We start from the raw sequence: 11,492 nt of genomic DNA, 5'->3' as shown, positions 1-11,492 counted from the left end.
CCAGCGTTTCACGCGCAGAGAAAACCACCAGTTCTACTGGTGGTTTTTATTTTGTTTGAATAGGTGAAAAGATATATATTAATTTTAGCGAATGTCATATATAGTCGGAATAATGAAAAAAATAGAGCCTTTATGCTTGTTTAATTACCTTATATATCCTTTTGATAATATTTTGCTCATGTTTTATAATAATTCAACAAACCAAAAAATCAAGATGCTTTTGATAGGAAAATATTTATAATTTGTGAATATTCATTTATCGATATGGAAATTTGAGTAATATTTTTCTTATAACTTCTTTTGATAAGAGAAGTAGAATTCCCTGTAGAGTACAAAGCTTTTTACCATATATTATTCATTATAAGAATTAAATCTTAATGAGGGAACGTGTTTAACATGAAAAATTTGCATATTAAGCTTTTTTTATCTCTTATCATATTTGCCATTATTTTAGTAACCGTTGTGACACAAACAAATCGCAAATTAATACAAAATGATATTCAAGAACGGGCAAAAGTTAATTGGTCATTGATTGAGAATCAAATTCTAGATAATTTAGAAACGATTGATATTGTGCAGCATCAATTAGAGCAGGAGCTTTCTAAAACGGTTGAAAAAGAGTTGCGCCAAATGGCTGAACTATATAAGGAAAATCCCAATATATTATCATGGGATTTAGAGCAAATGAAGAGTGAGCATGGTATGGAAATATATATTCTAGATGATACGAATACAATTATTCATACAACGTATAGGACAGATTTAGGAATTAGCTTTAAAGACTGCTGTGCAGAATTTGACCGTGTTCTTACACAGAGAAGACAGAGTGGCGAATTTTTCACGGAAGGCATTGATATTTCTACACAAACAAATGAAATGTGGAAATACAGTTATTTGGCTACTCCAGATCATAAATACTTAATGGAGATAGGTATTCCAGCAAAGGAGATTGCTTTATTTAACAATTTCAATTTTGTTGATATTGCAACTAAATTACCGCAAGAATATGATGATTTATTAGAAGTGAAAATTATGAGCCGCGCAGGTAAATATTTAAGTGGCTCTAACGGCGAACGAGGCTCCGTTAAAGATAGTGACGCTGATTTTCAAGCAGCTTTTCAACGGGCGCTAGAAACATCGAATATTGTGCAATATGACAAGCAGATGGGGGAGGGCGTTATTGAAACATACCGCTTTTTACCATATGATAATGTGCAAAATAGAAGTTATTCTACAAAGCGGATTGTTTTCCTGAAATATAATAATGCTACAGAATTAGCATGGCTGAAAGTAAATACACAGCAGTTTTATTTTATTTTAGGTGTAGCTATGCTCACGTCGCTCATTGCACTTGTGGCGCTAAATTTAATTTTAATGAAAACCGTAAGACAAGCAGAGCGAGATCCATTAACAGGAGTTTACAATCGAGCAACTTATTTAGAACAAGTTGAAAAACTATTAAGGCGTACACAGCAGAAGAAGATTGGCTTATTGCTATTTGATGTAGATAATTTTAAGCAAGTAAATGATCGCTATGGCCATATAAAAGGGGATATGGTTTTAGTTGAGCTTGCTAAAATGCTGGAGCAACTTGCTCGAAAAGAAGGATTGGTTGTTCGTTTCGGCGGTGATGAATTTGCAATCGTAGTAAAAGATGCAACGGTTGACAAGCTAGAGCGCATTGCAAATGAGGCAATAAGGGATGTTCGACAAAGACGAGAAGGCAGCGATTTAGCATGGCAATTGTTATCACTAAGTATTGGTGGAACGCTACAAACAGATTTACAAGAAACAGAGCGAGATTTATATTCTAGAGCAGATGAGGCGCTCTATGCATCAAAAAATGCTGGGAAAGATCGCTATTCCTTAAAAGAATTATAATGCAGAAAAAGAATGCCCCCGACGAAAAGGGCATTCTTTTTGTTACGTTCACCTATAAAGGTGAAACTAGGATGTCAGTTTTACTTTTTTCTTCGTCGTTGTCCATTTACCTCGACTTGGGCTCATAACCAAGTCGTTGAAGGCTAACACATTCAAATCTCTTTGAATGGTGCGAGGAGTGATGTTGAACTCTTCGACTAAATCCTGTGTAGACACTTCTCCTTTTGTAAGAATAAACATATACACGTCTTTAATACGATTAAGCATTCTATCAGTAGTTGGTTTCATCATTAAGTGAACCACTCCTTCGATCTTAATTCTCATGGCAAAGACTAGCGGACGACAATATGTGCGGAGTGCACGTAGGCTTTTTATTTATGCCCCAGACAGCCCCTTTTCAAAAGTAATCTATCAGAACAAATATTCTGATAATATGATTATAGCGTATATTCGTTATAAATTCTATTAGTTTAGAATGATTTCATAAAAATTTTACTTATTGTTTACAGAGGATGCTTTGATGTTATTACATATAGTATGCCAATAAATAAGCATTCAAAACAAAAAATTGCGGTGTGATATAACTATTCATTACACATACTATATCGAAATAAAAACGTGGGGGTGTCCAAAAAAGTAGCATCTTTTTAGACACGCGCCTATTTTGAGCTTAATTAAGCGAATGGGTTGTCTTGCGGGCGAATTTCACTTGTTAATGGGCGAAAATAGTTGTCTTACGGGCGGATTTTGCTTGTTAACGGGCGAATTCAGCTATCTTGCGGGCGAATCGTTACTTTTGAGCTATAAATTTCAAAAACATTTGCTTCATCACCTTTTCTTTCAATGAATAAATCAATTGGATTTTTCGTTCTTTAAAAGTGATTACGACTTTTTAGACAAGCCCATTGTTTTTTCATGGAGAAGGCGTAAAATAGACGATATTAGAAAATGAGGTGGAATACATGAATTGGTTACAGATTGCACAGGAGCGTAAAGAAGAATTGCTGTCAGAATTACAGCAGCTCATTCAAATTGAAAGCGTGCTAGATGAAAATAATGCAACACCCGATATGCCTTTTGGACAAGGGCCACTTGATGCGTTACATTTTATGTTAAATAAAGGTGAGTCTGCAGGAATGCGGGTGAAAAATATTGATCATATGGCTGGTCATATTGAGATGGGAGAAGGGCAGGAACTATTAGGCATTTTATGTCATGTAGATGTCGTACCTGTTGGAGATGGCTGGACATATCCCCCATTTGAAGGACGCATCGTTGATGGTAAATTGTTTGGGCGCGGTGCGATTGATGATAAAGGGCCAACAATAGCTGCATGGCTTGCGATGAAAATGGTGAAGGACAGTGGCATCAAGCTTGATAAGCGTGTGCGCATGATTATTGGGACGGATGAAGAGAGTGGCTTCCGCTGTGTTAATCGCTACTTTGAAAAAGAAGAAATGCCGACAATTGGCTTTGCACCAGATGCGGATTTTCCTTTAATTAATGCAGAAAAAGGTATCGCACATCTCATCTTTTCTCAAAAAAATAAAGCAGCTGCGGATGAAACGTTACTGTCATTTACTGCAGGCAAAAGGATTAACATGGTACCGGATTCGGCTGAGGCAAAATTAGTGTCCGTTTCTGAAGATGGTGCTACAAATTTCCAAAGATTTTTACAAGAAAATGAGACTGAAGGTTCTTTAACAAAGGCGCAAGACCACTATATAATAGCGATAAAAGGAAAATCAGCACATGCAATGGAACCTGAAAAGGGTGTCAATGCAGCCGTATTGTTAGCGCAGTTTTTAACAACAGAGCTAACAGGTAATGGCTTAACATTTGTACAGTTTATTGCTGACGTTTTTGGCAAGGATCATTTTGGTACAGCATTAACATTAAATTACCGTGATGAGATGTCTGGTGAAACAACATTAAATCCAGGAATTATTAAGTTTGATGCGAACGGTGGCACAATCGAAGTGAGCATGCGCTATGCCGTAACATATTCGTTTGAAGAAAAAATAACGGCTGCGCAGCAAGTACTTGCGCAAGCAGATTTCACATTAGATGTAGCAAGTGATTCAGCACCACATTACATACCTGAGGAAGATGAGCTTGTACAAACATTAGTCGCTGTCTACCAAAAGTATACAAATGATTTTTCACAAGTGTTATCAACAGGTGGTGGCACATATGCCCGCGTGTTAAATAAAGGTGTAGCATTTGGCATGTTGTTCCCCGGTGAAGCCGATGTTGCGCATCAAAAAGACGAGTTTGTTGACGTAGAAAATTTAATAACTGCGGCAGCAATTTATGCAGAGGCAATTGTCAAATTAGCAAGTAAATAAAGATGAGAAGAGGAAGATATGATGGGGTATAGTTTATTAAATAATCGCATCGTTACAGATGAGGAAGTTGTCGTAAATAAAGAGGATCGTGGCTATCAGTTTGGTGACGGTATTTATGAAGTAATCAAAGTGTATAATGGGCAACTATTTACAGCAGAAGAGCATATTGATCGCTTTTATTTAAGCGCTGAAAAGATTCGTTTAACAATTCCTTATACGAAGCATAAATTACATCAATTACTACATGAGCTAGTGGAAGCGAATGAAATTAACATCGGTCATGTTTATTTCCAAATTACACGTGGTGCAACAGCGCGTAATCATATTTTCCCAAGTGCAGAAGTAGCACCTGTTCTAACAGGGACAGCGGTGGAAGCGCCACGTCCTGTTACCAACTTGGAAAAAGGAGTAAAAGCAACGTTTGTGGAAGATATTCGCTGGCTACGTTGCGATATTAAATCATTAAATTTATTAGGTGCAGTATTAGCCAAGCAGGAAGCATTTGAAAAAGGTTGCTATGAGGCGATTTTACATCGTGGTGAAACGGTAACAGAAGGCTCATCGACAAATGTTTTTGGTATTAAAGATGGCATTTTATATACGCACCCAGCAGATAATTTTATTTTAAAAGGCATTACACGTCATGTGATTTTAACTTGTGCAGAGGAAATTGGCTTGCCAGTAAAGGAACAGGCAATGACCAAAGAGCAATTACTAGCAATGGATGAAATTTTTGTTGGATCAACAACTTCAGAAATTACACCAATCATTGATATTGATGGACAGCAAGTGAATAGTGGTCAAGTCGGTGAATGGACACGCAAATTACAAGCGCAATTTGAAGCGAAAATTCCAACAGCGATTAGCGTATAGTGAAAAATGCAGGCAGCCGCCTGCATTTTTTTTAGGTTTATGAAATTTTTACATAGCAATTCTCGTTATAGTAAGTGAAGGGAGGAGATTGCTTGGATGAACAATACATAATCAAACAAGTTTTAGCAGGCGATCAGCAGGCATATGGGCAAATTATGGATCGCTATAAAAATCCGCTGTATGCAACGATTTTGCGTATGACGAGAAATCCACAGCTTGCACAAGACCTTGTGCAAGAGGCTTTTATTAAAGTGTACGAACAGCTTGGAAGATATGAGGAAACGGGATCGTTTAAAAGTTGGCTCTACCGTATAGCCATCAATCATTGCTTAGATGAACTACGTAAAAAGCAATATAAAATCGTGAATGAGGAGCTAGAGGAAGGGCAGCTTATCGAGGAGGAGCACCCCGAAGTGATTTTTTTGAAAAAAGAAAGAGGGCGCCAGTTAGAAGAGTTGCTAGCGAAACTGCCAGAGCAGGAGCGGCTGATTTTGTTATTACGCTATAGCAATGAATTGTCCTATGAGGAAATTAGCGAATTATTACATATTTCATTATCAGATGTACGCAACAAGCTACATCGCTCGAAAAAGAAAATGCGTGAACAAGTGCAAAAGGGAGGCGACTATTATGAACTGTCCGAGCGCAGATAAATTATCGCAATACGTAGATGGGCTACTAGCGGAAAATGAACGACAAAGTATACAGCGTCATGTAGGTAGCTGCCCGATTTGTCAGGAAATTGTGGAGCTGTTTCAGGGTGAGGAGCAATTTATGAAGGAAACCTTGCAGGAGCCTTTATTGCCAGCCGATTTTAATGAGCAGGTATTAGTGCAACTTCAGTCATATAAAAAGAAAAAGTCTTTGAGAGCAAAATGGGTTGCTGTTGCAGCGACAATTCTATTCACACTCGGTATTATGGGAGCAATGACACCAAGCTTTGCGCAATTTATAACGAGCTTATTTGCGACAGAGAGGGTGGATAAAGGTTTAAATGAAGCGGAAAGAACAGGCTTTGTCGAGCAGGTAGATTATGCGGTGACCAATCAAGGCTATACGGTGCAAGTGGAGGAAGTCATGGTGGATATGACGCGTATCGTGTTTATTTATAAAGTGCTCAATTCTGATGGGCAAGCCGAATCAATCAATGGAGGCGTCATGGGGGAAATGGTGTTCCAATTGTCATCAGGAGAGAGAATTGATGCGTTTGTCGGTGGAGGTGGGCAACGCTTAGAGGAAGGTACTGCTCATTTAGTTGAACTTGAAACGCCATCAGCTATAGAGGAAGATATGATTTTACAGTGGCATATTCAAGAAATCGCTGGCGTGAAAGGAAAATGGCAATTGGATATTTTACTTCCAATTGAAAAAGCATTGGCTGTATTAAAGAAAGTGGAATTTCAAGATGTTGTTTACGAGTATGGCGATGTTCGAGCTGTTTTTGATCGTATAGAATATTCACCTTCAGCTACGACAATTCGTTATCGAACGGAGTATGTAAATCCATCTTCGGCTATTCGTAATTTAGAGCCTGCCTATCGCGATTTGGAGCTTGCTTATACAATTGAAGATGAGCAGGGGGATATGATTGCATCTAACTGGACTTACGTTGATTTATTTGAGGACGTCACAGTGAGTGGCGAGATATCTGCAAATGCTTCTTTCTCAGAAGATAGGCTTATATGGGAACGCAAGGAAAGCTTCAAACCATTTAAAGTAGAGAAGCCGACACTCGTCATTGAAGGATTTGTGAGATATGTCCCAAGCGGTGATGCGATAACTTTCCATCCCAAACAGCTCCAGCAACGGCCGGCCATCGACTATAATGGTAAAAACATAACGATTACAGCGATGGAACAACGGGAAGGTGAATGGGAAGGAGCGGAGCCGTTTATCGCGATAGATTTAGCTTATGCTATAGATGAAATAAAAGACGAGTTCACCCACTTTAAACTAGAGGATGCCGCAGGAAATTATTATGATGTTGCGTATACACGTGATGAAAATATAACATTAAAAGTAGAAGGCTTAGATAATTTAGATCAACAATTCACACTGCATTTAATTTCTGCTAGAACGTTTGAAAAGGCAGAGGACAGACTACGAATTCCGCTATACGAGTAAAATAAGGCTGTAGGAAAAGCTTGTTACGAGCATACTTTTCCTACAGCTATTTACATTTCTACAGACATCAACATTTCAATTTTATATTTTTTTGCACACAATTCATGTACAATAGAGAGTACGAAGTTAGTAATGGAGAGTGTTTTATTATGGCACAATTAGTAAAAATACAAGACTATATATCGCGCTATGAAATTGACTTTACGCGTTATCCTACGCAATTTGTCCGCTTAAAAAAAGTGCAGTGGGAGCGCATTAAACATCAATGGGAAACAGGCGGTGAATTGAATCAACAGTGGGAGCATGTCGATACGACAGATGATATTGTGGAAACGGAGAAGCCGAAGTTTAGTTTTTTGAAAAAATTATTTTCTTCCAAAAAACAAGAAACAGAGGAACTTGTGACAGATGAACTAGAAGCAGAGGAAGAAATACTAGATGAGGAAACAACGTTATTTTTTGAGCCAAATATTGTTTATAATCCACAAACGTTAGATGAGCTTAAACGCATGTTTATGGACCAATTTTTCCATTTCCAAATGAAATGGGCGAGCTCTACATTGCGTGAAAAATCGTACGTCGACCCAAAATATATGCGCGATACATTGCTGCGCACGCTATTGCAAGATTTGCCCGATAATTATTTGTTGTTTTATTACCCAATCTTACGCGTGAAAAAAGCGCCAATCGAATTAGACGTTCTTGTGGTTACACCTGTTGAATGTATTTGTATTACCGTTGTAGAGGAAGAAAGTCAAGCTGTCTATGTCGGGAGCAGTGAGCGCTTTTGGATAAAAAAAGTAGGAAAACAGGACAAAAAAACACTGAATCCATTTATTCGTTTAAATCGTATGGAAACATTAGTAAGACAACTTTTTGAACAGGCAGAAGTGGAAATGCCTATACGAAAAGTATTGTTATCACGTAATGGTTATTTTGATTATCCAGGCTCCGTCCACGGTGTGCAATTTATTGATAAGCGTAAATATGCGGAATGGCTTCAACAAATGAAACGCACTGTTTCGCCAATGAAGCATATGCAAATTCGCGCAGCGCAGTCTATTTTGGCGATTAGTCAAACAACATCGTTTCATCGAGATATATGGAGCGAACAAAAAAAGGATGACGAATAATGCAGCTTCATATTATTTTGAATGAATATGCAGGAAGCGGTAGAGGGTTGAAGCGTTGGCGAAGTTGGCAGTCGATATTGGAAATTCCTTATATGCTACATACAACAGAATATAGGGGGCATGGCTTTCAAATTGCCAAGCAAATTGCACAGGAAGCAGAGCAGCAAAAACGACCGACATGTATTGTCATTATCGGAGGAGATGGTACGATACATGAGGTGATTAATGGTGTGCTACATTGTGGGTGGGTGACAATCGGTGTAATGGCTGGAGGCTCAGGTAATGATTATGCACGTACATATGATACATTTGGCTCTGTAGAAGAATTGCTTCACTTTATACAACAACCTGCAAGAAAGCAACAAGATTGCGGGATGGTGACGTTACAGGAATCGCTTGCTTTTATGAATAATTGCGGCATTGGTTTTGATGCTGCTGTTGCGAAGGTTGCTAATGACTCAGCACTGAAAAGAGCGCTAGGTAAACTAGGGTTCGGCAAATTGAGCTATGTTTACTATTTAATTAAACAACTATTTATTTTCAAACCGTTTGAGTTAACTATTACACATGATGAGGAGCAACATACTTTTCAAAATGTTTGGTTTGCGACAGTATGTAATCAGCCCTATTTTGGCGGAGGGATGAAGCTTTCACCATTTTCTAAAACAGACGATCAAATGCTCGAAGTGATTGTTGTACATAATATATCTGCAATCAAATTATTATTTTTATTTATGACGATATTTTCGGGTACACATATTCGTTTTAAAGCGGTAACGCAGCTAAAAGGTGAAAAATTCCTAATAACACATAATGCAACGCTGTATTGCCATGCGGATGGAGAAATATTGACAGAGCCAAATGAAAAATTGTCGTTTTCTGTAAATCCATTAAGTTGGTATGCGACAAAAAAATAATGAATCAGTTATACTATAAAGTGAGCCTTCAATTAGGTTTTACAGCCTGTATCTAACGCTTCGCTTTCGGTACAGTTAAAGATGTAATGAAGAAATGAGGAAAAGTAAGTGAGATTAAGAAACAAGCCATGGGCAGAGGAATTTATTAATGAGCACCAAGATGTTATTTTGCCAAATCCAGAGCAGCACAAAGGAAATTGGGCAGCTGTATTTGGGAATGACCACCCAATTCACATCGAGGTTGGCACAGGTAAAGGGCAGTTCGTACTAGGGATGGCACTACAAAACCCTGATATTAACTATATCGGTATTGAGCTATATGATAGCGTTATTGTTTGTGCACTTGAGCGCATTGTAGAGGCGGACAAGCCTGCGAATTTGCGCTTATTAAAAGTAAATGGCGCAAAATTACAAGAATATTTCGCAACGGGCGATGTCAGCCGTGTCTATTTGAATTTCTCAGACCCGTGGCCAAAAACGCGCCATGCAAAGCGCCGCCTAACACATGAAGGCTTTTTAGCTATTTATGAAGATGTTTTAATTGAGCAAGGGGAAATTCATTTTAAAACAGATAATCGAGGCTTATTTGAATACTCTTTAATGAGCATGAACGCCTATGGCATGGCACTAAACTATGTGTCTCTTGATTTGCATGCCAATATGCTAGAGGACAATGTGATGACAGAGTATGAGGAGAAATTCTCCGCAAAGGGGCAGCCAATTTATCGTTTAGAATGTCAATTTAAATAATCGTTAGCAATTGGGGGAGAAATAATGGATCAATATGTATTTCATGATATGAAGTTATTTTGGTTAAATGGCGGGGTAACAGCTTTAGATGGGGGAGCAATGTTTGGCGTTGTACCAAAAGCGCTATGGTCGCGCAAATATCCTGTCAATGAATTAAATCAAATTGAATTGGCGTGTGAGCCTATTTTAATTCAATATGAAGGCAAAAATTATTTAATCGATACGGGTGTTGGCGCAGGTAAACTAACCGAAAAGCAACTACGTAATTTTGGCGTATCAGAAGAATCTGCTCTTGAGCTGAGCTTAGCTGAGCTTGACATGAAGCCAGAAGACATTGACGTCATTTTAATGACGCATTTGCATTTTGATCATGCAGGTGGCTTGACGCGCTGGGAAGGTGAGGAGCTTGTGCCTGTCTTCCCGAATGCAACGATTTATACGACGCAAATCGAATGGGACGAAATGCGTAACCCAAATATCCGTTCACGCAACACCTATTGGAAGGAAAACTGGGAGCCTGTTCAGCATTTAGTAAAAACGTTCGAAGGTGAGTTAGAAGTAGCACCTGGTTTAAAAATGGTACACACAGGCGGTCATAGTGAAGGACATGTAGTTATTCGTTTGGAGCAAAACGGTGAAGTTTTGCTACATATGGCAGACATTATGCCAACACATGCACACCAAAATCCGCTATGGGTCTTGGCCTATGACGACTACCCAATGACAAGCGTTTTCGCAAAGGAAAAGCTAATGAAGGAAGCCTTGGAAAATGGCTATAAATTCATTTTCTATCATGATGCTTATTATCGCATGATTCAGTGGGACGCAACAGGCAAGGAAGTTGTCGACAGCTTGAAGCGTAGTAATGAGGCGGTTATTCCGTTTAAATAATAAGTTGGGCTGCTCAGAAAGTATATTTCTGAGCAGCCCTTATTACTAAAAGGGGGATTTGATGACTATACCAGTATTCGGAGAAAAGAAAAAGGCACAACAATATGTGAAAAGAAACGCCGTATATGCCATTATATTTGATAAGCCAAAAGAAAAGATAGCGATTATTTCAATAAAGGAAGCAGCTTATTTCCTGCCAGGGGGTGGTATAGAAGAGGGCGAGAATCATGCGATGTGTTTACAAAGAGAAGCGCTAGAAGAAATGGGTATGGCAATTGAGCCGATACATTATTTAGGCTACGCACACCAATATTTTTATTCACACAGTGATGCCGAATATTATTTGAATGAAGGGCATTTTTACATATGTGAGAAAAAGCGAATGGTAGGTGAACCTTTGGAAAAAGGGCATTCTCTCATTTGGATAAAACCTACTCTTGCGATTGAAAAAGTCGTACATCAACAGCATGCGTGGGGGATAAAGTGAAACTACCAATCAGTAGGGGTTTTCCTCAACCCCTACTGATTGGTAGTTTCACCAATCGGGTTTTTACAGGCTGTTGATTCCCCACTTA

General features: G+C 38.5%; 11 protein-coding genes. 10 read left to right on the top strand and 1 reads right to left on the bottom strand.

Going from position 1 to position 11,492, the window contains the following annotated elements; genetic code table 11:
* Window positions 1–396 precede the first annotated feature (396 nt).
* A complete protein-coding gene (locus C9J34_RS20730; protein WP_107842065.1) occupies window positions 397–1,881 on the top strand; it encodes a GGDEF domain-containing protein in 1,485 nt (494 codons plus the stop codon).
* 66 nt (window positions 1,882–1,947) lie between these two features.
* Here the strand turns inward: C9J34_RS20730 and C9J34_RS20725 are convergent, their stop codons facing one another.
* Window positions 1,948–2,169, bottom strand: coding sequence for a DeoR family transcriptional regulator (locus C9J34_RS20725; protein WP_042474511.1), 222 nt, complete (start codon window positions 2,167–2,169; stop codon window positions 1,948–1,950).
* A gap of 674 nt (window positions 2,170–2,843) precedes the next feature.
* Here C9J34_RS20725 and pepV point away from each other — a divergent pair.
* From pepV to C9J34_RS20680, 9 genes are all read left to right on the top strand, one after another.
* A complete protein-coding gene (pepV, locus tag C9J34_RS20720) occupies window positions 2,844–4,229 on the top strand; it encodes a dipeptidase PepV (RefSeq protein WP_107842064.1) in 1,386 nt (461 codons plus the stop codon).
* Window positions 4,230–4,250: 21 nt separating this feature from the next.
* On the top strand, window positions 4,251–5,102 hold the full coding sequence (gene dat / locus C9J34_RS20715; protein WP_107842063.1) for a D-amino-acid transaminase: 852 nt from the start codon (window positions 4,251–4,253) through the stop codon (window positions 5,100–5,102).
* A gap of 92 nt (window positions 5,103–5,194) precedes the next feature.
* On the top strand, window positions 5,195–5,755 hold the full coding sequence (locus C9J34_RS20710; protein ID WP_107842062.1) for an RNA polymerase sigma factor: 561 nt from the start codon (window positions 5,195–5,197) through the stop codon (window positions 5,753–5,755).
* Window positions 5,733–7,226, top strand: coding sequence for a DUF4179 domain-containing protein (locus C9J34_RS20705; RefSeq protein WP_193769125.1), 1,494 nt, complete (start codon window positions 5,733–5,735; stop codon window positions 7,224–7,226). Before C9J34_RS20710 ends, C9J34_RS20705 begins: the two co-directional genes overlap by 23 nt.
* Before the next feature lie 149 nt (window positions 7,227–7,375).
* Entirely contained in the window at window positions 7,376–8,359 is a 984-nt protein-coding gene (locus C9J34_RS20700; RefSeq protein WP_107842060.1) for a nuclease-related domain-containing protein, read from the top strand.
* Window positions 8,359–9,276, top strand: coding sequence for a diacylglycerol/lipid kinase family protein (locus tag C9J34_RS20695; protein WP_107842059.1), 918 nt, complete (start codon window positions 8,359–8,361; stop codon window positions 9,274–9,276). The genes C9J34_RS20700 and C9J34_RS20695 overlap by 1 nt, the downstream gene beginning before the upstream one ends.
* A gap of 108 nt (window positions 9,277–9,384) precedes the next feature.
* Window positions 9,385–10,026, top strand: coding sequence for a tRNA (guanosine(46)-N7)-methyltransferase TrmB (trmB, locus tag C9J34_RS20690; RefSeq protein WP_107842058.1), 642 nt, complete (start codon window positions 9,385–9,387; stop codon window positions 10,024–10,026).
* Between the two features lie 24 nt (window positions 10,027–10,050).
* Window positions 10,051–10,917, top strand: a complete 867-nt coding sequence (locus tag C9J34_RS20685; RefSeq protein WP_107842057.1) for a YtnP family quorum-quenching lactonase — start codon at window positions 10,051–10,053, stop codon at window positions 10,915–10,917.
* Between the two features lie 61 nt (window positions 10,918–10,978).
* Window positions 10,979–11,404 (top strand): NUDIX domain-containing protein, encoded by a 426-nt coding sequence (locus tag C9J34_RS20680; RefSeq protein WP_238600739.1) that lies wholly within the window; start codon window positions 10,979–10,981, stop codon window positions 11,402–11,404.
* Window positions 11,405–11,492: the final 88 nt, after the last annotated feature.

The sequence above is a fragment of the Metasolibacillus meyeri genome, from assembly GCF_003049505.1.
GTDB lineage: Bacteria > Bacillota > Bacilli > Bacillales_A > Planococcaceae > Metasolibacillus > Metasolibacillus meyeri.
The sequence above is the reverse complement of the archived record's forward strand: the minus strand, read 5'-3'. Positions and strand labels throughout refer to the sequence as shown.

Coding starts and splice junctions, on each gene's coding strand:
- C9J34_RS20705 (WP_193769125.1), top strand. CDS start 5,733: ATGAACTGTCCGAGCGCAGATAAATTATCGCAATACGTAGATGGGCTA.
- pepV (WP_107842064.1), top strand. CDS start 2,844: ATGAATTGGTTACAGATTGCACAGGAGCGTAAAGAAGAATTGCTGTCA.
- C9J34_RS20685 (WP_107842057.1), top strand. CDS start 10,051: ATGGATCAATATGTATTTCATGATATGAAGTTATTTTGGTTAAATGGC.
- C9J34_RS20730 (WP_107842065.1), top strand. CDS start 397: ATGAAAAATTTGCATATTAAGCTTTTTTTATCTCTTATCATATTTGCC.
- C9J34_RS20680 (WP_238600739.1), top strand. CDS start 10,979: ATGACTATACCAGTATTCGGAGAAAAGAAAAAGGCACAACAATATGTG.
- C9J34_RS20695 (WP_107842059.1), top strand. CDS start 8,359: ATGCAGCTTCATATTATTTTGAATGAATATGCAGGAAGCGGTAGAGGG.
- C9J34_RS20700 (WP_107842060.1), top strand. CDS start 7,376: ATGGCACAATTAGTAAAAATACAAGACTATATATCGCGCTATGAAATT.
- dat (WP_107842063.1), top strand. CDS start 4,251: ATGGGGTATAGTTTATTAAATAATCGCATCGTTACAGATGAGGAAGTT.
- C9J34_RS20725 (WP_042474511.1), bottom strand. CDS start 2,169: ATGAAACCAACTACTGATAGAATGCTTAATCGTATTAAAGACGTGTAT.